This is a genomic window from Nocardia sp. NPDC059228, assembly GCF_042754245.1.
GTDB lineage: Bacteria > Actinomycetota > Actinomycetes > Mycobacteriales > Mycobacteriaceae > Nocardia.
In genome coordinates this window covers 1-21976 of sequence record NZ_JBHZAL010000006.1, presented here as the reverse complement: position 1 = coordinate 21976, position 21976 = coordinate 1, and the positions used below count along the sequence as shown (strand labels likewise).

The window sequence follows — 21976 nt, the reverse complement described above, 5'->3', positions numbered from 1 at the left end:
CCATGGAGGGCTTTACCCGATGATCCCCGCCGCCGAAACCTTCGACGAAACCTTTCCCTTCCCACCGCATTTCACCGCCACGACAGGGTTCCGCATGCACTACGTGGACGAGGGATCCGGTCCGGTGATCCTGTGCCTGCACGGCGAGCCAACCTGGGGTTACCTGTTCCGCCACGTCATCACCGCGCTCGCGCCCGGGCATCGCGTGGTCGTGCCCGATCACATGGGTTTCGGCAAGAGCGCGACCCCGGCCGACCGTTCCTACCTACTGCAGGACCACATCGACAATCTCGAAGCCCTCGTCCTCGAGCTCGGACTGCGCGACATCACACTCGTCATGCACGATTTCGGCGGCCCTGTCGGTATGGGCCTCGCATCCCGACATCCGGAACTCATCGCCCGCGTCGTCAGCGTCAATGGGCCGACACCCTTCGGCCAACCCGATCTCCTCGACACCCTCACCGCCAACGCGTCCCGGTCGCCATGGTTCCGCTGGATCGCCGAGGCCCACGACCGCGACAGTCTGCGCAGCACGCTGGGACAGCTCGGCTACAACATCCTGAGTACCTTGAAACTCAATGGCTTCCAGAACAATTCGATCATCACACCGACCTGGCTGCGCGCCTACGGCTCCCCGTTCCCGACAGCCGCGGACACGCTCGGAGCTCTCGGCTGGGCCGAGGGCTTCGCGCAAGGCGCCCACACCTTCGAGACTCCCTCCGACCACGCCCGTGAACATCTGAAATCCTGCCCAGCACTGGCCATCTGGGGAATGGCCGACGACACCCTCGCCGCCGACCATTTCCTACCGCTGTTCCGGGCAGCCTTCCCCAACGGCCAGGTCAACGAGCTCCCCGACACCGGCCACTACAGCCTCGAGGACAATCCGGCCACTATCACCGCGCTGCTGAAACTGTTCCTCGACACGACCTCGGTTTCGTGAACTCCGTCGCCCGCATCGCCATCGACACCCAGCGGGCCGCCGCCGACAGCAACACGTCCGAACACGAGTGGTGGCAGCGCGCCGCCCCGGTCCTGGAATCGGTCTTCGACCCGGAGCAATATCCGTTGTCCGCCGACGTCGGCACCGCCGTCGGCCAAAATCACGACAGCGCCTACGAATTCGGCCTGGCGCGAGTGCTCGATGGTCTGGCCCAGCTCATCGAAGAACGCTCCCGCCGATGCGCTGTCACCATCGACATGCCAGGTGGCTGTAGGAACGCGGGATACGTCAGTACCGAAAGTGGTAGTACGGCGGCGGCTCCCGCCTACGCCAGCGCGCCGCTGGTCGCATGTGAATGTCCTTCACACCGGCTCGAGATCAGCCGATCTCGGTTGTATGGCCATCCATCCGTCAGGCGTGAGAATGGGGATTCACGATGCGATTGAGAGCCGTCAGATCCGATTGCAGGGCGTAGAAGGTGCGCAGGGCGACGGCGAAGGCGATAAGCCCACCGACACAGAGGGCTACCATCGAGCCGATCACCGTGTGCTGCTGTTGCGGAGTCAAGAACATCAGCCCTGACGGCACGCCGATCAGCGGAACCGATGCCGCCACACCGAGGTACACACGGCTGCGTTGGATCAGCCGATGCAGCCGGGTGGCGTCGTCGGGGGACAAGTGCCCGGCGGCGACCAAACCCGGGTAGTACCAGCGCAGCACGAAGAAGGTGGCCGGAAAGTACGTGTACACGACCGCTACCGTGGCTGCGACGAGGCTCGAGGCGATCAGATTAGCCAGCAGCCCGCCCGGCAGCGGCCCCAGTGACAGCAGTTTCACCAGGAAGATGCCCATGGCCAGGATCCATCCGCTGAACGCGACTGCCGCGATCCGGTCGCCGCAGGCGAGGGCTTCGGCGCGCGCACGGGCGAGGGTGGTCTCGTCGAATTGTTTGCCGCGGCGCAGACCGTCGGGCACCAAGAAGACGTTGCGACACCAGTACAGCAGTCCGGCGATGGCGATCGGATAGGAGATCGCGATCACCACGTAACCCAGGTGGGTCAGCCGCCCGGCAGCCTCGGAGCCCAGTTCGAGTTGGATCAGCCGGACATTGTGCGCCGAAAGGTACAGTCCGGCCGCGACCTGGCCGAACATGCCTGTTGGAAGCACCACCGGAATCGGCCGCATGCGCAGCCGTGCCCGCAGGGTGTGTGCGGGTGGGTCGACCAGGTCACGGGCGGCCCGGTCCTGGCTCAATTCGAGCCGCTGGGCCAGCTCGGCACCGCTGGGGTAGCGGTCGGCGGGGTCGGGCGCAAGGCAGGTGAGCAGTGCGTGACGCAGTAGGGCCGGGCAGTCAGGGGGCAGCTCGGCCTCCAGAGTCGCGTCGACGGGCCGGCGGCGGCGATCGATCATCGCCTGCAGCGATTGCTCCGATTCGCCGGCCCGGTCTCCGTCGTCGAACGGTCGCAGTCCGGTGAGCAGTTCCCACAGGACCACCGCCAGTGCGTAGAGGTCGCTGCGGGTGTCCAGATCGGCGGCAGTGGTGGCCACGTTGGGGTGGCAGGCCTCGAGCTGTTCGGGGGACATGTAGCGCAGGGAGCCGCCGAAGTACGCGACGGGATTCGCACCGGGCAGATGCCGGCTGAAGCTGATGTTGAAATCGGCCAGCTTGGGCTGACCGTCGGCGGTCAACAGCACATTTGCGGGTTTGATGTCGCGGTGCAGCACACCGTGGCGATTGGCGTAGTCGAGCGCGGCGGCCAGCCGGGCGCCCAGCCAGGCCACGGTTTCCGGCCAGGTGAGCTGTTCCAGTTCCGCGCGTGCGGGCGAGGGCTGCGGCGCGAGCACGCCCGTGGTCGTGGTGGCGGCGTCGATGGCCGCCAGCAGCAGCTTGCCACTGCGTCCGGCCGGTGGAGTGCGCCGCAGCAGTCGCAGCACGCCCAGCAGGGTGCCGCCGGGCACGTACTGCATGTACATCAACTTCAGATGCTGTTCAGTGATCTGACGCTGATCGAAGACGCGGACGATATGGTCGTGGTCGAGCTGGGCCAGCGTCTGCGGTTCGGCGCCGTGGTCGCGGGAGATCTTCACAGCTACCAGTCGGCTCAGCGATCGCTGCCGAGCCAGGAATACGCGCGCGAACGCGCCGCTGCCCAGCGGCAGCAGCAGATCGAAATCGTCGAGGGATGTGCCCGTGTTGATGGAGTCGAGAGCATCGACTGCCGTGGGGTCGGCCAGCAGCGTGCTGCGCACGCCGCCGACATTGAAAGTCTCGGCGATGCGGGCCATTTGGGCCGGATAGTCGTGTTCGTACTCGGTGAGGTCGATGTCGTTGCGACAGCTGCGGGCACTGATCTCCTCGTAGATGAGATCCGGCGGCAGCGGGGCAGTGCCCAGTTCCGGGAACTGTTCGCGATAATCGGCAAGGCGCAGCGCGTCGTCGCTGCGCCGCCACCGTTCGTGCAGATCCACTTTGATCAGTTCGATCAACGTGGTCCGCCGCAGCGCCGGCTCGACCGGCAGGTGGATCGACAGATCAGGTGGTTCGCTCGATGAATGCCAGTCCTCGGCGAACTGGGCAACCAGAGTCGTCAACGCGGTCTGCGTTGCAGTCGCGCGGGCGGCACCGGGGTCGAATGCGCTCGCGCCGAGGTCCTTATCCATCGTCGCTCGCCTCGAAGCGGTTGATCCCGCCTCCCCAACAAGGGGTATTGGATCCCTCAGGTGGATGATCGGCACTTCATCAATAGCGATACACCGTTGCTCCCCAGCTGTCCACCCCCTCCCAAGAAGCCTTCCTATGGGCACCGGATGGTTCACGGCACGAACACGCCGCTGATGTCCTCGAAGAGGAATCTTGGAATATTCGACGTTGAGCGGCACACCCGGTTTGCATTCGGCTGAACTTTATTCAGCCTGTTGTCCGCTCTGGCGCTGCCGGGGGCGATAGCCTCGAGCTATGGGTCGCATGTACAGATTCCTGGCCGGAATTGCGGCGATATCGATGGTCGCTGGGAGCGTTTTCGCCGGGGGTGCGCAGGCCGCGCCCGCCGAGCAGCGGTCGTGTGAGGTGTCGTCCGGGCGGGACCCGGAACGGGCGGCTCCGGAACAGGTTGGACTGGATTCGGGACTGCTCGCGGACGCCTTGACGTTCGCCAGTGGGCGTAATCGGTTGAATATGCAGGTGTTCCGGCACAACTGCCTGATCGGCGAGGGGCCGACGAACGACGAGACCGGCAATGTCGCGTGGAATATCTGGAGTGCGACGAAGAGCGTTATCTCCCTGCTCGCCGGAATAGCATGGGATCAGGGGAAACTCGATCTCGAGGCACCGATCGATCGGTACCTGCCGCCCGGACTCGGTGATGAGCAGCATCGGTCGATCACCGTGGAGAATCTGCTGACCGAATCGTCCGGCCTGGCGGCCGATATACTTACCGAGGGTGTCACCGGGGTGATTCCGATCGATCCGAATGGTGCCGTGCAGGCGCTCGGGGTGCCGTTGGACAATCCGCCGGGTGCGGTATTCAGCTACAGCGAGCGCGATGTCGATCTGCTCGCCTATGTCATCGAGTTGGCCATGGGCGAGCCATTGCAGCAGTTCGCGCAGCGTGAGCTTTTCGATCCGCTCGGCATCGAACGCGGTGATTATTACTGGGCGCGCGATCGCGCCGGGCACACCTACGGTTATGCCCATCTGATGATCCCGCCGAACGATTTCGCGAAGCTCGGTCTGCTGATGAGCAATAACGGGCGTTGGGGCACGCAGCAACTCGTCTCCGAGACTTATCTGCGCATGGCACGCCAGCCGTCACCAGCGAACAAGTGTTTTGGCTACCTGCTCTGGATCGGCCTCGGATGCGAAGAGTCCCAGGACTTCAAGCCCGCCGACGTGTATTTCATGGTCGGACTCGGCATGCAGAACATCTTCATCGTGCCGAGTCTGGATTTGACGGTGGTGTGGACCGGACTCTTCGGAAGTGTCAGCAGCCAGGGCATCGAGGAGGCTCTGGAGGACACCACGGAGCTGGCGCACGAATTCTTGCGCAGATTGTTCGCGGCATTCCAAGACCCCCTGGTGCCCGATCCCGGTCCGTATGTCGAACCGCCGCCGCGCGCGGATTCGAGCCCGTCCGTGGATACGAATCTGCTGATCGCGGTCTTCGGCGTCGGGCCCGCGGCATATCCGGGCTGCAATGTCTTCAGCTGCCTGAACTACCCGTTGGCACCGCCGTTCGCGGATACCGCGCCGGGCTGCGTCATTCAAGCCTGCCTCGGTCCGGACCCGCGCACGCCCGGTATCCGCTGACCGAGCCGGGTCTTCGCGCGGACCGCCGACAGGGCTGAGCCCCCACCCGGGAACCGGACGGGGGCTCAGCAGAGTCTCTACCAGCAGCGATACACGCGCTGCCCTACTTCTTCGCAGAGGCTCAGACGTTGAATCTGAACTCGACCCCCTTGACCTCCACGAGGAGATACGCATCGCCAGCCACCCACACAAGCCCCGCGCATACTGGCCGGGCCATGAAACATCATGCTGTCCAACATCTTCAGCCGACCCAGCCGCAGCAGCAGCGCGGCCCTTTCCAAGGTGGGTCGCATTCCGAAGCCAAATAACCTCTCGTGTTGCGGCGCCACGCCCGTCGCCGACAACGAACGCCCTGAATTACCCGCTGGAACTTGGGCCTATCGGGAGGTCAGATGCGGCCGGTTCGGGTGGCTCTAGGGACACCTGGGATTCCTCATTGAAGTCAGACAACCACATCAAGTTCGGGGAGCAGCGTAGGTTGCCACTCTCTACCCGCGAGGCCGGCCGTCACACGCAGACGGAGCTTTCACTCGTGACCTGGCGCGACATGCACCCAGAAGAGCACGGCACTGCCTGGACTCATCGCTTCGTGTCGTTCGGCGCGATCAGCGACAACATCGGCCTGTCTGCTGACGTCGAACCTGATGTCGGGGCTGTCGTAGATCTCGATGACGAGATGATCCGCGGGCGTTCTCACCACGGGTGCCCGCCCGGGCAGGGACCTGCTGGAACAGACCGGGCGGGGCGGGCAATCTCCAGAGCGGTCACCAGGACGTGGCCGACCTGGAAACCGCTGATCATCGTAGGTGCACTCCTGCCCACGGTCGGGGCGCCACGCCGCGCGGTGTGGTGCTACAACCACAGCTCGATGACCCCTATTCGCGGTCAAGGAGGCCGACGATCGCGGCGGCAGCTTAAGGGGGGTCAGGTACGCCACCCTGGACGGGATTGCCCGATTTGGCCTCCAATTTGCGCCGCTCGACGAGCGTTGCCCATGGAAGTGGGGGCATCTGATGTGAAATATGCGCGATTCGGAATCGCTAGGGTCGGGGCGTTATCTCTTCAGGATCGGGGGACTTATGGTGTCCAAGAACGACAATCGAACACTGCTTCGCGGATCTCTCGCCGCGGCTGCGCTTTTCGCTGGACTGGCCGTGGCCAAGGGCGCGGCCGTTGCCACACCCCTCACCGCCGCACCAGTCGCGGCGACCACTACGGCCACGCCGGGGACATCAACAGGATCGGGAACTGGGTCGGCGGAGTCAGGCTGGCTCGCCAACCTACTGCACGGATGCACCGGAAATATGTACTGGGACCCGAGATACAACGCGTGCAACCTGCACGGAGGCGGCGTCTCATAGTCGAACCCCCCGACCCTGTCAGATGAATTCGGACTAGGACTCACGGTGGATTTCAGTCGCATTCTCCTCTTCGCGGTACCCGTGAACCTGCTGGCCATGATCGTCGAATGGGTGGCCTGGCGGCGCAGCGCGGGCGGGGATCGGAAGCGTGGGTTCTATGCTCCGGATACCGCGAACAGCTTGGTAATCGGCCTGGTCAGCAAAATAACCGTGCCACTGGAGAACTTGTTCGTCCCGTTCTCCTTCCTCCTGGTCACCGCCGCGCTGACCCCGGTCCACCTCCCCGTCGACCGCTGGTGGACTTGGGTGATCGGTGTACTGGCCACCGATTTCTGCTACTACTGGGGCCACCGCGCCGAACACCGCGTCCGCATCCTCTGGACCGCGCACAGCGTGCACCATTCCAGCGAGCAGTTCAATATGTCGACGGCCGTGCGAATGCCGGCGCTGATGCCGTTCGCGACCTTCCTCTACAACGCGGCCTACATCCCCGCCGCCCTGATCGGTGTCCCCCCGCTGATCATCATGTTCTGGCTGATGGTCACCTCGATGTTCCAGTGGCCCTTGCACACCCAACGCATCGGCTTCCTCCCCGAACCCGTCGAATACCTCTTCAACTCCCCCTCCCATCACCGGGTCCATCACGGCGCCGACAACCCCTACCTGGACAAGAACTACGGCGGGATCCTGATCATCTGGGATCGCCTGTTCGGCACCTACGCCCACGAATCCGCGCCCGTCACCTACGGCCTCACGAAGAACATCAACACCTTCAACCCGATCAAAACCAACTTCCACGAATTGCTGGCCATGCTCACCGACATCGGCGAGGCCCGCGGCACCCGCCCCGTCCTGCGTGCCATCTTCGGCCCGCCCGGCACCTCGGCTGGGTTGCCTGCGGTCGGCGCGGGAGCCGGCGGCGATGAACGCGGTCCCAGACCGCCATCAGGTCCTCTTGTTCGGGGATCCCGCGCTGGCGCGTGAGGATGGCGTTGAGCTCGGCGAACTGCTCTCTCACCCGGTCTCCCGGTCTTCGGCCCCCATGCGGGCTACAGCATCTCGGCGTACATGCGGCCGTCGCGCACCCCGAATTCGATCCGACACGGGAACTCCGACGAGTATCCGGGCTGGAGGTTGTGCGGATTGCCTCCGATGACGAACCTCGCCCACTCCCGCAACTCTTCGGGCAGCTCGAACATCCAGCCGTCGGTGGCGCGCACGTACGGGATGTCGGCACCGAGGGGATCGTGGCGGCCGAGAGCGGTCACGTCGAGGATCATCCCCTTCTCCTGCGCTGACGCCTGCTCCGACGGAACGGCCGAGCCCCCACCCGGGAACCGGACGGGGGCTCAGCAGAGTCTCTACCAGCAGCGATACACGCGCCGCCCTACTTCTTCGCAGAGGCTCAGACGTTGAATCTGAACTCGACCCCATTGACGTTGAATCCCAAATGTGCATCGATGATCAGCATGATCTGAAACCCACCATCTCGAATGTGCTGTTACACAGCATCTTCCGTAGATGGCCACGTCGCAGGGCCGGTTCACGAGCGGAGTACCTCGAGTTCCGGAGCCGAATAACCTCTTGAAACAATCGGGCAGCTGACGCCGGCACCCAGCAACACACTGAGATGGCTCCAATTGCATGCTGACCGAGATTGGCTTCCTTGCCCTGTGATGACTGAGATTTAATACTGGCCGACATGTCGACGATCCGTTCCGCCGCGCTGCGGGGGTTCCGCGCCACCGTGGCCGAGCTTGGTGGTGACGCGGACGAGCTGGCTGCGAGGGCAGGGCTCTCGCCGGTCGCTCTCGACAGTGACGACGTGCTCGTCTCGGACCTCACCGTTGCCAGGGTCCTCGAGTCCGCCGCACAGGTGCTGGACTGCCCGGATCTCGGATTGCGGGTGGCCATGCGCCAGGATCTGGGATCGCTGGGCCCGCTGGCTTTGGCGATCCGGAACGCACCGACTGTCGCCACCGTGCTCGAATGCACGTCGCGGTACCTGTTCCTGCATGCCCGGGGAATGAGCATCGCGGCGGAGGCAGATCCGAACGGGGCACGAGGGGTGTTGGCTCTGCGATACAGGGTCGCGCCGGATGAGCGGGTCGTCTCGGTGCAAGGGGTGGATCTGGGACTCGGCTTCGTTCATCGCGCCCTCGAATTCCTGCTGGGAGGCCGGTACGGGCTGCGGTCGGTGGACCTGCCGTATCGGCCGCGCGCACCGATCGACCGGTACGAGCGGTTCTTCGGCGCACCGGTACAGATCGCGCGTCCGGCGGCCATGTTGCGGGTGCCGCGCAGCATCACGACCCTTCCTCTGTCTGGTGCGGACGAGACACTGATGCGCTCGGCGTTGACCTTCTTGGCCGAACAGGCTCCGTTCCGTCCCGCACCGTCGGTCGCGGCACAGGTACAGCACGTGCTGCAGCAGTCGCTGGGCACCGCGCCGACAGAGATCGGTGTCGTAGCAAAGGTTTTGGCGGTGCATCCGCGCACGCTGCAACGGCGGCTGTCCGCGGAGGACACCTCGTTCGCCGCCATTCTCGACGAGGTCCGCCGCAACCAGACCCGCCGCTACCTCACCACCACTGATATGCCGATGAGCCAGGTGGCCGCCATGGTCGGGCTGACCGAACAAGCCACCCTGACTCGATGCTGCCGACGATGGTGGAACGCCACGCCGCGCGAAGTGCGCCGCAGCGCTCAAGCACGCTGAACTGGCGTTATCGCGGTTCTTATGGCTGGTCAGACTGAGCCCTGTGCTGTCGCTCAGGGCTAAATAGTTGTCATCTCCAATCAAGTAACAGCAGGTTCGCCGCAACAGACTGGGGGCCAAGCAACCCTCGCGCCACTGTTGAAGGAGAACCGATGTCTCTTCCCCCCTACGCATTCGAGGGGGCCACCGCGTTGGTCACCGGCGCCGCGAGCGGCATGGGCGAACAGATGGCATACCGGCTGGCCGAACGTGGGAGCAACCTGGTCCTGGTCGACCGTGACGCCGACCGCCTCGCTGACGTCGAAGACGTGCTCGGGCAGGCCTACCCGGACCGGGTGGTGGACACCTACGTGGTCGACCTGGCCGATCGCGAAGGCGTGGAGGTGATGGTCGCGACGATCCTGGCCCGGCATCGGGGAATCACCTTGTTGATCAACAACGCCGGAGTGGCATTGGGGGGTGGATTCACAGATCTCGCGGCCGACGAATTCGAATGGGTTCAAGACATCAACTTCCGCGCCCCGGTCGTCTTGACCCGGCTGCTGCTCCCGACCCTGCTCGCGGCACCGGGCAGCCACATCGTCAATGTCTCGAGCCTGTTCGGGCTCATCGCCCCACCGGGGCAAAGCGCCTACGCCGCAAGTAAGTTCGCCTTGCGCGGGTTCAGCGAGGCACTGCGACACGAACTCGCCAATCAAGACGTCGGCGTCACCACTGTGCATCCCGGCGGAATCCGCACTCGGATCGCCGAAACCGCCCGCATCGCCGGAGCAGCCAACGACGATCAGATACGGGCCGGGCGGGCGGCGTTCACCAAACTCCTCACCTATCCAGCAGACAAGGCCGCCGAGCAGATTCTCGACGGCGTCGAGCGTCGCAAACCCCGCGTGCTGATCGCTTCCTCCGCCGTCACGGCCGATGTCGTAGCCAGGCTGTTCCCGGCCTCGTATCTGTCGGTGCTGCAACGCTTGAGCCCCGGACGCAAAGGCAAACGCCGCCCCGCACGAATGCTCTGAAGTTCTGGCGATGTTGCCGCCCGCGACACGAGCGGCATCATCGCCGTGATGGTCTTGCAGGCCGGGCGGTTTCGCTGAGCGGTGATCTCGCCGCTGCGACTGGTCCGATGCTGTGGCCGATTGCCTGCGATGGTCCGCGCGTTCGTCAGATATCGCAGACGCAGGTATGGACGCCTTCGATGACCCGGATGATATCCACGATCGCGATGATCTGATCGAGCGCGGTATCGGAGAGCCCTTCGGCCGCTGCGGCGAGCCGGCGCAGGGCGGGATGGCTGAGCTGAGCGACGATTTCGACGTCGCTTCTGTGCTGGCACCGGTTGTCTTCGCGATCCTGGTGTACCTGAGACATGTGAACTCCGTTCCGCGCGTGGTGGTTTCGAGCAGGGGCCATTCACTGTGGTGATTTCGAGCAGGGTCCGGCGAGTCGTCGGGGTGATCGCCGGATTCGCCCTCGACCCCGACCAGCTTGGGTTGATCGGGGTCAGCAGGTCGAAGACCTGGGGTCAGGGCAGGGTGGTGACAGTCAGGTCACCGTCGGCGTACTGGGCGCGCAGACGCTTCTTGTCGAACTTGCCGACGCTGGTCTTGGGAACCTCGGCCAGGAATGTCCATCGCTCGGGGAGCTGCCACTTGGCGAACTTGTCGGCGAGGAATTCCCGCAGTTGTTCGGCGGTGGCGTCGGTGTTTTCCTCGAGCACGATCACGACCAATGGCCGCTCGTCCCATTTGTCGTCCGGCACGCCGATGACCGCGGCCTCGGCGACGCCCGGGTGCGCCATGACGGCGTTTTCCAGGTCGACCGAAGAGATCCACTCCCCGCCGGACTTGATCACGTCCTTGGCGCGATCGACCAAGGTGAGGAACCCGCGGGGGCTGATCGTGCCGACGTCGCCGGTGCACAGCCAGCCGTCATCGAATTTATCCGCGTCGACGACCACGCCCTCGGGTGAGTAGTAGGACGCGGTGATCCACGGTCCGCGAACCTGTAACTCGCCCACTGCTTGTCCGTCATGAGGCAGCACGGTGCCGTCGTCGCCGACCAGACGCGCCTGCACGCCGGCGGGAAAACGGCCCTGGGTGTAGCGGAATTCCCACTCGCGCTCGCCGCGGGCCTCGGCAGGCGGGTGGGCGACACTACCCAGCGGTGAGGTTTCGGTCATGCCCCAGGCCTGCAGGATGCGCACGCCGTGCTGTTCCTGGAAGGTGCGCATCATCGATGGCGGCACAGCTGATCCGCCCACCACCGCGCTGTGCAGGTGCGAGATGTCCTGCGGCGCGGCCGCCAGCGCGGCCAGCACACCACCCCAGATGGTCGGTACGGCCGCCGCGAAATTCGGTTTCTGGTCGGCAATGAGCTCGAGCAGCGGTCCTGGTTGCAGGAAGCGGTCGGGCATGAGCAGGTTCGCGCCCGACATCAACGCCGCATACGGCAGGCCCCAGGCGTTGGCGTGGAACATCGGCACGATCGCCAACACGAGATCGGAATCGTTGCAGCCCATGCCCATCGGAGAGCACACCTGCATCGCGTGCAGCCAGTTGGAGCGATGCGAATACACGACACCCTTCGGATCCCCTGTCGTGCCGGAGGTGTAACACATTGCTGCGGCGGACTTTTCGTCCAGGATCGGGTAGTCGAACGTTCCGGCCGCGGCGGCGAGCAAGTCGGTGTAGGAATGCACCTGCACACCCTCGAGGGCCGCGAGCGCGGCAGCATCCCCGTTGACGACGATCACGTGGCGCACCGTCTTCAAGTTGGGCAGGTACTGCGCGAACATCGGCACCAGCGAGCCGTCCACGATCACGACCCGATCCTCGGCATGGTTGGCCACATACACCAACTGCTCGGGGAACAGGCGGATGTTGAGCGCGTGCAGCACCGCGCCCATGGCGGGCACCGCGATGTACGCGACCAGGTGCTCGTTGTTGTTCCACATGAAGGTGCCGACCCGGTCACCAACGCCGATACCCAAGCGGCGCAGTGCATTCGCCAGGCGTGCCGCCTCGGAACCCATCTCGCGGTAGGTCATGGTCCGCACGCCAGAACCGGTCCAGGTGGACACGGTGCTCTCGCCGTGGGTTGTCGCTGCGTATTTCAGCAGCGTCGCGAGCGAGAGCGGCTCGTCATGCATGGTGCTCAACATCGGTACAGCGTCTCCTTCGTGCATTGGCCGCGTCGCGTCGTCCGCGGTGCGGCGGGTGAGCCGGTGCTCGGCTCGAGCCCAGGAACGCGCCGTTGCCTTCCTGGCCCTCGCCGATGCTGGTGGCGGACCTCGCCCAGCCAGGCCGACGCCGGCGGGTACCGTTCCCGGCCGCGGACTTCGCGGCGGGGTGATGAGCACCAAGTTTTGGCAGCACAGGCGACAAGAACTTGTCTGTGCGCGACAAGAATTTGACCTTGAGCGACAGCGCCCGAAACAACAGCAGTCACCGGGCGGAAGTGACCCTCCTGGATCCATTCGTGGATCAGGCCGGTCTCACTCTCGACGATCGCGCCGCCTGGCGGACGCGCCAGCAGGCGATTACGCCCTCAGGGTTAACCCTCGCGCAACAAACACTTGATTCGTTGCATCAGATATGAGTATGTTGCATTCATGAGTGGTCTCGGTCACAACAAAGCTCTCGGCAATCAGGCAGTCGCCGTCGCGCGGCGCAAATTCCTGGACGGCGACCGGCTGGACATGCAGAAGCTTGCCGCCGAACTGGGCGTCGACCGGTCGACACTGTTCCGCTGGGTCGGCAATCGTGACCAGCTGCTCGCGACGATCCTGTGGTCGCTGGCCGAACCGACTCACCGCGCCGCGGTGGCGGCGACGACCCGAACCGGCGTCGCCCGGATCGCGGACGTGACGCGAATGTTCGGGCAGGCGCTGATCGACGCGCCGTTCTTCCGGACGTTCCTGCGCCGCGAACCCGAACGAGCGCTGCGGCTGCTCACCACCAAGGACAGCCCGGTCCAGCACGAAATCGTCAACGCCATCGAGCGCGTGGTACAGCAGGAACTGGACCGCGGGCACCTCATCCATCCGATGTCCGCGCACGACCTGGCCTACCTGATCGCACGCATCGGCGAATCGTTCATCTACGCCGACCTGATCACCGGAGACGACCCCGACGCAGCCAAAGCCGCCCTCGCGGTCGCGGCACTGCTGGGTGATCCGACCTATACACCGAAAGGGATCTACTCATGACTGCGTCCGGGCAATGTAGCCCCCAATTCGACCAGCTACGAACAACATTCGAGCAGAACATCGCCTCGGGCGAGGAACTGGGTGCCTCGATCGTCATCGACATCGACGGCGAGACCGTGGTCGACCTGTGGGGCGGTTACAGCGACAGCCAACGAACCCGGCCCTGGGAGAAGGACACCATCACCAACGTATGGTCCTGCACCAAAACGGTCACCAGCCTGGCAGTGCTGATGCTGGTGGACCGCGGGCTACTCGACGTGCGCGCACCGGTCTCGAAGTACTGGCCCGAATTCGCCGCCAACGGCAAAAAACACATCGAACTGCGCCACCTGCTCTCGCACACCTCCGGTGTCTCGGGCTGGGAGCCGCCCTTCGGCCTCGACGACCTCTACGACTGGGAGCTGGCCAGCGCGCAGCTGGCCGCGCAGGCGCCGTGGTGGGAGCCGGGAACCGCGTCGGGATACCACGCGCAGAACTTCGGCCAGTTGCTCGGAGAAGTCGTTCGCCGGGTCACGGGCAAGACCCTCGCGCAGTTCGTCGCCGAGGAAATCGCCGATCCTCTGGACGCTGATTTCCAGATCGGTGCGCGCGAAACCGATTGGCCCCGCATCGCCGATGTCGTTGCCCCGCCGCCGCTTCCGTTCGACCTCACCGCGCTGCCCGAGGACAACCTGCTTCGCAAAACCCTCGGCACACCCCCACTCGATGCGGACGCCGCGAACACCGCGCCGTGGCGGCGCGCGGACCTGGGCGCGTACAACGGTCACGGCAACGCGCGCTCCCTCGCGCGCATCATGTCCGTCATTCCACGCGGCGGAACCGTCGACGACATCACCTTGCTGACCCCCGCCACGATCGAGTTGATCTTCGAAGAACAGAGCAACGGACCCGACAGGGTGCTGGGCGTCCCGCTGCGCTTCGGCATCGGGTACGGCCTGCCGCACAAGCGCCTCGTCCCGTACATCCCCGACGAACGGATCTGCTTCTGGGGAGGCTGGGGCGGCTCAATGGTCGTGATGGATCTGGACCGCCGCATGACCATCACCTACGCGATGAACAAAATGGGCGCCGGCCTCATCGGTTCACCCCGCAGCGAGGCGTACCTGCGCACCGTCTACCAGGTGACCAACGCCTGATCCCGCCGCCGTAACCAGCCCGGCCGCCGTTCCTCGAGAGCCGGGCTAGTGCTTCGCCCGGAAAGGTTGACACGCTAATGGCTGGGGAAGGCGATCGGCCGTGACTGCCGAGGAATGGTTCTCACCCGAAGGTGATGTCCACGTGCGAATCTGGCTGGCCGGCGTGGTCTTCGACTACACGGCCACTGCGGCGGCAGTACGCAACTTGATCCACGATTGGAGGCGAAAGCATTGGTGCACAATCGGATTGATACACGACACCATCGCCGACAGTCCTGTGCTGCCGCGCCTGCCGTGCGAACGACTGTTCTATGGACCGTGATCGGTAGCGCCGAGATGCGAGTGGGTCAGGCGGATCCGGGGAGCCGCGATCGCGCTTGGCCTGCACCGGCACACAGAGCTCCGCGGTGTAGCGCCCAGCCGTCCGCTTACTGAACCAACCGTCCCGGACACGGCACTCAGTATCCGAATCTGCTCGCACCCCGACGGTTTCACACAACTGCTGTTGTATCTCGCAGCAGCGGCTTCATCGATCGATTCGACATTCGGAGAAACACCATGCGAGCCGCAGCCCACCGACCATCGCCGGCCCCTGGTGAGTTCTACACGCGCTGTGGCCGGCGAGAGGCTCACGCGCAATGACCATACTGCCCCAAGTCCGAACACTCCTGCTCCGTATCGGCCTCGTCGCCGCAGTCGCTGCCGCGGCACTGCTGTACTGGGGTTCTGCGCGCGACCGGCCGATCCGGCCCTCGAACCACCTGTCCGCCGACTTCCGCAATACCGCAGGCATTTTCGAAGGAAACCCCGTCACCGTGCTCGGACTCGAGGTCGGGACCGTGGATAAGATCGTCCCACACGGCGCCTACAACGAAGTCCACATAAGCGTCGATCCCTCGGTTCAGATGCCCGAACATGTTGTGGCAGCACTGGTCTCACCATCGATCATCACCAACCGGCACGTCGAACTCACACCCCGCTACACCGGCGGCCCGACACTGCCGGACAACGCGCACCTGCCCGTTGAACAGACACGCACTCCCGTCGAGCTCGATACGATGATCAAAACCATCGATCAATTCGCCGCTGCCCTTAAACCCGAGAACGGCACCGACGACGGGCCGCTCTCGGGGCGGGTGCTCTACCCGATGGTCAACGGGCAGGGCGAAAAGATCCGGGACACCCTCGCAGCCTTGTCCGGGGCACTGAAAGCCAACACAGACAACGGCGGTGCGATCGCCGGCGTCATTGGCAAACTCAACGAGCTGACCGCCATGCTGGCCGACAACGACCAATCAGTCCGCGAGTTCAGCGACAAGATGACGCAGCTCTCGACGCTAGTGGCCCAGCAATCCCCGGGCCTGCAGGCCACCCTCGACCGACTCAACGCGACACTCGGCAACACCAGCGGAGCATTCAGCCAGTACCAGGATCAGCTCGCGGGAACCCTTTCCACACTCACCACCGTCACTGCCCAACTACGCGCAAACGCCACCGGCCTGACCGAGATGGTCGATATCACGCCACTGCTCTTCCAGAACATCGACCGATCCGTGAACCGAGACCAGCAATACGTCCGCGGCCACGCCCTGCTCGGCACCACTTTCGGGAACGGTGAGATGGTCAGCCTCTTCTGCGAACGCATCCAGATGCGTTCCGACGGCTGCCGCACCGGCCGCATCGAAGACTTCGGGCCCGATTTCGGAATCACCGCAGCACTGCTCGGACTGACCCGTTGACGAACGGGATGACCGCAGAAGCTCGATGCACTCACCTGGTCAGTCGTAACCGAGTGCCCTCCGAGGGGTCTGCAGAATTCCGAGGCTCGCTCCGACCCGCGCAGAGCCATCCGGATGCATTCGAGGAAATCGTCGCCGACGCTCGCGCCCTCATGATTACCAGTCCTTGGCAGTCAGGCGGATACCCTCCAACTAGCCGCATACCGCACTGACCGAACCGGCCAGCCCGCGGAGCCGGCGGAATCGACTGAGCCCCCATCCGGTGTCCGGGTGGGGGCTCAGCAGAGTCTCTACCAGCAGCGATACGCGCGCTGCCCTACTTCTTCGCAGAGGCTAATCCGCTTCGGAATTCGACCGCGATGCAGTCGAATATCCGCACGTCAAACGCCCTGTTCACACCTCAACTCGCGTTCCGGAACCGAATAACCTCAGACACGCTCGCAGGACCGACCTCCGATAACCCCCTGCTCAGTACTCGGCTCCATTTCGGGCATCGATCGAGGGTGGCCTCGCACTCTGCCCTGCCGATCGATTTCGCAGGTTTCCGCAGGTACGAGGTCCACCGATGTGACCGAGCGTTACTAGCGCCCCCCGAGGGCCAGGGTGGCTTTATGGGCTGCATGCGTCAGCGCGGTGGCCCATTCCTCGCATTGGGTCAGGGTTGCGTCCGTGCGCTCGGGAACGAGGGTCAGGGTGTACTGCTGACCGCGGTGCTGATCGAAAATGGGCGCGCTGATGTGAGCAACGGAGACTGTGGCGGTCGAGTCGGCGGGCATTGTCGCGAGGTACTCGGACCAGTCTGTCGCGGGAAGATTCCGGCATAGCTCGTCGATGATTCGCTGTGGCATTCCCGAGGCCAGCACGGTCGCGAGGACGACGGTCGACGCGATGGACGTCGGTAGGCGCTCGACGATGTAGCCGCGCCGGCGGCCGCCGTCGATGATGGCGCGAACGGTCTCGTGACCTGCCTCCAGCGGGATCAGCGGCTGCCGGCCCAGCCATGCGTCGACGACGATGTCGGGCTCCCAGGCGATGTTCACCAGCCCGAGTGGCGGAGCCAAGGGCAGTCTCTCACCGACCAGGTCGCGGCGGTCGCCGGCCATCGCGGCACCGAGTCTGTCGAGTATCACGATCTGGCCGTCATGAATGGTACTGAGGACGCAGCTCACACCCAGACGATCGTGCAGCTCGGCGACGATCGGGCGCACGAGATCGAGGTTGGCAAGGCCGGATTCGGCCGCCGACCCGAGGCGAAGCAGCGCCGGCCCAAGTCCGTACGACTTCGCGTCATCTCGCGTGACGAATTCCGCTTCCGTCAGCGCGGTGAGGATACCCAGACAGGTGGGTTTGTTCAGGCCGAGAGCAGCCGCGACCTGCGTGAGCGTGAGCCTTTCACGCGGCGCGTCTGCCAGCAGATTGAGGATCTGTACGACCCGCTCGGTCGGCGGCGACTTCCGGTCGACAGCGGTTCGGGCACCGTATTCGCCGCCGCCGGCCCTTGAGTCCGTAGGCGAAGTGTGCTTAGAATCACCCGCCTTATTGGAATTCTGCATTCATATTTTGTAACACATCGGCCGGCTGGGAACCAGATCCACCTCCGGCACGGACCGAGCCCGATCACCGCCAACCGGAGAACACGATCATGAGCCCCACCAATCCCGACGTACTGGAACCAGCCAAGTTGGGCCCGATCACCGTGCGTAACCGCATCATCAAGGCCGCGACGTTCGAAGGACGGACCCCCGATGCGCTGGTCACCGATGAGTTGATCGAGTTCCACCGTCAGCCCGCCGCGGGCGGGGTCGGCATGACCACCGTGGCGTACTGCGCGGTGCAGCCCGAGGGACGCACCGAGCGCGGTCAATTGTGGATGCGGCCGGAGGTGGTGCCGGGTCTGCGCAGACTCACCGATGCTATCCACGCCGAGGGGGCGGCCGCGTCCGCGCAGATCGGGCACGCAGGTCCGGTCGCGAACGAGAAGTCGAACCGGCTGCCGGCACTGGCGCCGTCGATGTCGTTCAACCCCATGAGCATGAAGAAGATTCACGCGGCGTCAGCCGCCGACATCGCGCGCATAACCCGGGCGCACGCCGATGCGGCCAGGTTCGCGATCGAGGGGGGCTTCGACGCCGTCGAAATCCACTTCGGCCACAACTACTTCGCCAGCTCGTTCCTCAGCCCCAAGCTGAACAAGCGCACCGACAACTACGGCGGATCGCTCGAAAACCGGGCCCGGATCGTGCGCGAGACGGCGCGTGCGGTCCGTGAGGCGGTCGGCGACCGGATCGCAGTCCTCGCCAAGCTGAACATGAACGACGGTGTACCGGGCGGCTTTTGGATCGACGAGGCGATCCAGGTGGCCCAATGGCTCGAGGTCGACGGCAGCCTCGACGCGCTCGAGCTCACGATGGGCAGCTCGCTGCTGAACCCGATGTACCTGTTCAAAGGCGATGCCCCGGTGCGCGAATTCGCGAACGCGATGCCGCAGCCGGTCAAGCTCGGTGTGCAGATGATCGGCAAGGCGTTCATCAAGACGTATCCCTACAAGCCGCTGTTCATGCTCGCGGAGGCCCGTCAGATCCGTGCCGCGGTGAAGATGCCGTTGGTACTGCTCGGTGGCGTCACGGACAGGGCCGGCATGGACACCGCGATGGCCGAAGGGTTCGAGTTCGTCGCGATGGCGCGCGCCCTGCTGCGCGAGCCCGACCTGCCCAACCGGATCCAGGCGGAATCCCGCACGAAGTCGCTGTGCATCCACTGCAACAAGTGCATGCCGACGATCTTCTCCGGTACCCGCTGCGTGCTCGTCGAGCGCGCCTCCTGATTCAGCCGAAACAACAGCAAAAACAACCCGATCCAAGGAGAACCATGCGCATTCCACGGCCGTCATCGAAATACAGGTGGGCCATCAGAGCCGGCATCGCCGCAGCGATGTGCTCGCTGTTCGCCAGTGTCGTCACACCGACCGGCACTGCCGCGCCGACCGGCAACGCCGGGCAGAATCCGTACCCGCTCGATAACACCCTGCGGATGAACCAGATGCAGACCATGGGTACGCACAACAGCTACCACACCGGTCTGATCCCGCAGGGTCTGCCATCCTCTGTCACCGCGAATTTCCCGGGATACACCCTCGAGCAGATCACGAAGGCACTCGACTACCGGCACAAGCCCCTACGCGAGCAACTTGGCAACCAGGGTGTCCGGCATCTGGTGTTCGACGTCTATGCCGATCCGGACGGTGGGCGCTACGCCGAAGCACCGATGCTCGCCGAGGTGGGAGCACCCACCACCATGGCCGACCCGGCCTGGAAGGAGCCGGGGCTGAAGGTCTTTCACGTCCCGCAGGTCGACCAGCAGACCTCGTGTGTGAAGTTCAGACAGTGCCTCGGCGAGCTCAAGACATGGTCTGATCAGAACCCGGGCCACCTGCCGTTCATGGTCGTCGTCGAGATCAAGGACATCGACGTGATGGGCACAGAACCCCACCCGCCCCTGACCCCGTGGGGACCCGCGGACTACAACCGTCTCGATGCGGAGATCCGTTCCGTGCTGGGCAACAAACTCATCACCCCCGACGATGTCCAGGGCAAGCACCCGACGCTCGAAGCCGCCGTCAAGGACAACGCATGGCCGACCCTCGCCGACTCTCGCGGGAAGTTCATGTTCATCAGCTGCAATTGCCTGGTCGACGACCGGCACCGGGTCGACTACCTGCGCCCGGATGGCAGTCTCAAAGGCCGGGTCATGTTCCCTGCTTCGGAACCCGGCAACCCCGATGCCGCGGTCGTGCGCGTCGAAAACCCCAAGGACTATGCCAAGATCGCCGATCTCGTCCGGCAGGGCTACATCGTTCGCACCCGCGCCGACGCAAACGCCGTCACCGGCGACATCGCCCGCCGCGACGCGGCATTCGCATCCGGCGCACAGATCGTCAGCACAGACTTCCCCGAACCGGATCCTCGCTACGATCCCACCTTCCAGGTCGACGTGCCCGGCGGCACACCCGCACGCTGCAACCCCGTCAACGCGCCCGCGAAATGCACCTCCCTCGACATCGAGAACCCAGAACACCTCTCAAACCTCGGCGGCAGTCCCCACGGCGGCAAGCCGAACTCCGGACGCTGAGCTCGAGTAGCCCGGCCCCGACCTGACCGCCGATCAGGTCGGGGCCGGCTCCAACAGATCCGGACCAACCTCAACCGACCGGATCGCCGAAGCCGAGCGCGACGGCTCGGTCGGCGAAGCCGAAGGCCTGCGCTACAGCCTCACCGCGGCCACCCACGAGCCGAATGCAGGCCGCACTCCCTCAACCTCCGCCGATGAGGCCACGGAGGAACCAACTCCCAGGCGATTCACCGTATCCACGGACGAGGAGGACACCGGAGACTTGGCATTCGGGTACGGCAAATCCGTTGACAGAAGATGGACCGCGCAGAGGACTCCATTGCACCCTTGACGAAGAGGAATCCTGACGACGGTTCTGTTACGACCACCTAGTGTGTCGCGCCTGAAATCCGTTGAAGATATTTAGCGAGTGATTCGAGGATCTCCTCCGCGGTCTTTCGCCAGACGAATGGTTTCGGGTCGGAGTTCCAATGCTCGATCCAGGTCGTGATGTCTTTGTCCAGTGCCGCAACGCTTTTGTGGACTCCGCGGCGCAGGAGTTGGTCGGTGAGGAACCCGAACCAGCGCTCGACCTGGTTGAGCCAGGACGAGCCCGTCGGGGTGAAATGCATATGGAAGCGTGGATGTTTGGCCAGCCAGGCGTTGATCGCCGGTGTCTTGTGGGTGGACAAGTTGTCGCAGACCAGGTGCACGTCCAGTTCCTCGGGCACGGCCTTGTCGATCGCAATGAGGAATTTCTTGAACTCCGCGGCGCGGCGGCGGGAGTACAGCTTGGAGATCACCGCTCCGTCGGCGATGTCGAACGCCGCGAACAGGCTGGTCACACCGTGGCGGACGTAGTCATGGGAGTATCGCTCGGGCATGCCGGGCATCATCGGCAGCACCGGTTGTGAGCGGTCCAGTGCCTGAATACCCGACTTCTCGTCGACACACAACACGACCGCCTTTTCCGGCGGATTGTGATACAGCCCGACCACATCGACGACCTTGTCCACGAACAACGGATCGGTCGAGAGTTTGAAGCCATCGGCCACATGCGGTTTCAGCTCGAACTTGCTCCAGATCCGCCCAATCGTCGACGGCGACAAGCCACTTCGCTTGGCCATCGAGGTCCGCGACCAATGCGTCGCACCCGCCGGCTTCTGCTCCAGGGTCATCGTGACCACTTCTTCGACCCTGTCCAGCAGGATCGACGGCGGCCGTCCAGGACGCGGCTCGTCGGACAGACCCTCGAGACGTTTCTGCACGAAACGCGTGCGCCACTTACCCACCGTCTGGGCCGTGATACCCACTCGGCTGCCACATCCTGATTGGATTTTCCTGCCGCACAACCCAATACGATCCGGCATCGTTCCGCGAGCACCTGCGACGACTTCGCCCGACGCGCCCACCGCTGCAACGTCTCACGCTCATCACCGGTCAACACGATCTCGGCCA

General features: G+C 64.5%; 17 protein-coding genes and 1 pseudogene. 13 read left to right on the top strand and 5 right to left on the bottom strand.

Going from position 1 to position 21976, the window contains the following annotated elements; translation table 11 throughout:
- The first annotated feature begins 19 nt into the window (after positions 1-19).
- Together ACFXKA_RS12270 and ACFXKA_RS12265 are read left to right on the top strand one after the other, a co-directional pair.
- Positions 20-943: an alpha/beta fold hydrolase gene (locus ACFXKA_RS12270; protein ID WP_379427239.1), complete on the top strand. Its 924-nt coding sequence runs from the start codon at positions 20-22 to the stop codon at positions 941-943.
- Positions 940-1389 carry a TetR/AcrR family transcriptional regulator C-terminal domain-containing protein gene (locus ACFXKA_RS12265; RefSeq protein ID WP_379427238.1) on the top strand — a complete coding sequence of 150 codons (450 nt, stop codon included), beginning with the start codon at positions 940-942 and terminating at the stop codon, positions 1387-1389. The genes ACFXKA_RS12270 and ACFXKA_RS12265 overlap by 4 nt, the downstream gene beginning before the upstream one ends.
- Here the strand turns inward: ACFXKA_RS12265 and ACFXKA_RS12260 are convergent.
- Positions 1355-3604 carry a serine/threonine-protein kinase gene (locus ACFXKA_RS12260; protein WP_379427237.1) on the bottom strand — a complete coding sequence of 750 codons (2250 nt, stop codon included), beginning with the start codon at positions 3602-3604 and terminating at the stop codon, positions 1355-1357. The genes ACFXKA_RS12265 and ACFXKA_RS12260 overlap by 35 nt on opposite strands.
- 514 nt (positions 3605-4118) lie before the next feature.
- On the opposite strand from ACFXKA_RS12260, the gene ACFXKA_RS12255 reads away from it, so the two are divergent.
- On the top strand, positions 4119-5249 hold the full coding sequence (locus tag ACFXKA_RS12255; RefSeq protein WP_379427236.1) for a serine hydrolase domain-containing protein: 1131 nt from the start codon (positions 4119-4121) through the stop codon (positions 5247-5249).
- 1406 nt (positions 5250-6655) lie between these two features.
- Complete coding sequence (locus ACFXKA_RS12250; protein ID WP_379427235.1) at positions 6656-7594, top strand: sterol desaturase family protein; 939 nt, start codon at positions 6656-6658, stop codon at positions 7592-7594.
- A gap of 65 nt (positions 7595-7659) precedes the next feature.
- Here ACFXKA_RS12250 and ACFXKA_RS12245 read toward each other — a convergent pair whose 3' ends face one another.
- Entirely contained in the window at positions 7660-7890 is a 231-nt protein-coding gene (locus tag ACFXKA_RS12245) for a hypothetical protein (protein WP_379427234.1), read from the bottom strand.
- 422 nt (positions 7891-8312) lie between these two features.
- Between ACFXKA_RS12245 and ACFXKA_RS12240 the strand changes: the two genes are divergently transcribed.
- From ACFXKA_RS12240 to ACFXKA_RS12230, 3 genes are all read left to right on the top strand, one after another.
- Positions 8313-9329 (top strand): AraC family transcriptional regulator, encoded by a 1017-nt coding sequence (locus ACFXKA_RS12240; protein ID WP_379427233.1) that lies wholly within the window; start codon positions 8313-8315, stop codon positions 9327-9329.
- Between the two features lie 152 nt (positions 9330-9481).
- The gene (locus ACFXKA_RS12235; protein WP_379427232.1) at positions 9482-10345 is read left to right on the top strand and encodes an SDR family NAD(P)-dependent oxidoreductase; all 864 of its coding nucleotides are present in this window, start codon (positions 9482-9484) and stop codon (positions 10343-10345) included.
- A gap of 166 nt (positions 10346-10511) precedes the next feature.
- Positions 10512-10751: a hypothetical protein gene (locus tag ACFXKA_RS12230; RefSeq protein WP_379427231.1), complete on the top strand. Its 240-nt coding sequence runs from the start codon at positions 10512-10514 to the stop codon at positions 10749-10751.
- Between the two features lie 100 nt (positions 10752-10851).
- On the opposite strand, the gene ACFXKA_RS12225 is transcribed toward ACFXKA_RS12230, so the two are convergent.
- Positions 10852-12489, bottom strand: a complete 1638-nt coding sequence (locus tag ACFXKA_RS12225; RefSeq protein ID WP_379427230.1) for a long-chain fatty acid--CoA ligase — start codon at positions 12487-12489, stop codon at positions 10852-10854.
- A 233-nt stretch (positions 12490-12722) separates the two neighbouring features.
- On the opposite strand from ACFXKA_RS12225, the gene ACFXKA_RS12220 reads away from it, so the two are divergent.
- From ACFXKA_RS12220 to ACFXKA_RS12205, 4 genes are all read left to right on the top strand, one after another.
- Positions 12723-12926, top strand: a complete 204-nt coding sequence (locus tag ACFXKA_RS12220) for a hypothetical protein (protein ID WP_379427229.1) — start codon at positions 12723-12725, stop codon at positions 12924-12926.
- A gap of 13 nt (positions 12927-12939) precedes the next feature.
- Positions 12940-13536 (top strand): QsdR family transcriptional regulator, encoded by a 597-nt coding sequence (locus ACFXKA_RS12215; protein WP_379427228.1) that lies wholly within the window; start codon positions 12940-12942, stop codon positions 13534-13536.
- Positions 13533-14672, top strand: a complete 1140-nt coding sequence (locus ACFXKA_RS12210; RefSeq protein WP_379427227.1) for a serine hydrolase domain-containing protein — start codon at positions 13533-13535, stop codon at positions 14670-14672. The genes ACFXKA_RS12215 and ACFXKA_RS12210 overlap by 4 nt, the downstream gene beginning before the upstream one ends.
- A gap of 638 nt (positions 14673-15310) precedes the next feature.
- Positions 15311-16411 (top strand): MCE family protein, encoded by a 1101-nt coding sequence (locus ACFXKA_RS12205; RefSeq protein WP_379427226.1) that lies wholly within the window; start codon positions 15311-15313, stop codon positions 16409-16411.
- Between the two features lie 581 nt (positions 16412-16992).
- Here ACFXKA_RS12205 and ACFXKA_RS12200 read toward each other — a convergent pair.
- On the bottom strand, positions 16993-17964 hold the full coding sequence (locus tag ACFXKA_RS12200) for an IclR family transcriptional regulator (RefSeq protein ID WP_379427225.1): 972 nt from the start codon (positions 17962-17964) through the stop codon (positions 16993-16995).
- Positions 17965-18053: 89 nt separating this feature from the next.
- Between ACFXKA_RS12200 and ACFXKA_RS12195 the strand changes: the two genes are divergently transcribed.
- Positions 18054-19235, top strand: coding sequence for an NADH:flavin oxidoreductase (locus tag ACFXKA_RS12195; RefSeq protein WP_379427224.1), 1182 nt, complete (start codon positions 18054-18056; stop codon positions 19233-19235).
- A complete protein-coding gene (locus ACFXKA_RS12190) occupies positions 19178-20539 on the top strand; it encodes a Ca2+-dependent phosphoinositide-specific phospholipase C (protein ID WP_379427223.1) in 1362 nt (453 codons plus the stop codon). The genes ACFXKA_RS12195 and ACFXKA_RS12190 overlap by 58 nt, the downstream gene beginning before the upstream one ends.
- 368 nt (positions 20540-20907) lie before the next feature.
- Here the strand turns inward: ACFXKA_RS12190 and ACFXKA_RS12185 are convergent.
- A pseudogene (locus ACFXKA_RS12185) lies at positions 20908-21976 on the bottom strand (IS630 family transposase); the annotation flags it as partial.

Coding starts and splice junctions, on each gene's coding strand:
- ACFXKA_RS12200 (WP_379427225.1), bottom strand. CDS start 17,964: ATGCAGAATTCCAATAAGGCGGGTGATTCTAAGCACACTTCGCCTACG.
- ACFXKA_RS12240 (WP_379427233.1), top strand. CDS start 8,313: ATGTCGACGATCCGTTCCGCCGCGCTGCGGGGGTTCCGCGCCACCGTG.
- ACFXKA_RS12245 (WP_379427234.1), bottom strand. CDS start 7,890: ATGATCCTCGACGTGACCGCTCTCGGCCGCCACGATCCCCTCGGTGCC.
- ACFXKA_RS12255 (WP_379427236.1), top strand. CDS start 4,119: ATGCAGGTGTTCCGGCACAACTGCCTGATCGGCGAGGGGCCGACGAAC.
- ACFXKA_RS12210 (WP_379427227.1), top strand. CDS start 13,533: ATGACTGCGTCCGGGCAATGTAGCCCCCAATTCGACCAGCTACGAACA.
- ACFXKA_RS12225 (WP_379427230.1), bottom strand. CDS start 12,489: ATGTTGAGCACCATGCATGACGAGCCGCTCTCGCTCGCGACGCTGCTG.
- ACFXKA_RS12230 (WP_379427231.1), top strand. CDS start 10,512: ATGGACGCCTTCGATGACCCGGATGATATCCACGATCGCGATGATCTG.
- ACFXKA_RS12215 (WP_379427228.1), top strand. CDS start 12,940: ATGAGTGGTCTCGGTCACAACAAAGCTCTCGGCAATCAGGCAGTCGCC.
- ACFXKA_RS12270 (WP_379427239.1), top strand. CDS start 20: ATGATCCCCGCCGCCGAAACCTTCGACGAAACCTTTCCCTTCCCACCG.
- ACFXKA_RS12235 (WP_379427232.1), top strand. CDS start 9,482: ATGTCTCTTCCCCCCTACGCATTCGAGGGGGCCACCGCGTTGGTCACC.
- ACFXKA_RS12195 (WP_379427224.1), top strand. CDS start 18,054: ATGAGCCCCACCAATCCCGACGTACTGGAACCAGCCAAGTTGGGCCCG.
- ACFXKA_RS12260 (WP_379427237.1), bottom strand. CDS start 3,604: ATGGATAAGGACCTCGGCGCGAGCGCATTCGACCCCGGTGCCGCCCGC.
- ACFXKA_RS12205 (WP_379427226.1), top strand. CDS start 15,311: ATGACCATACTGCCCCAAGTCCGAACACTCCTGCTCCGTATCGGCCTC.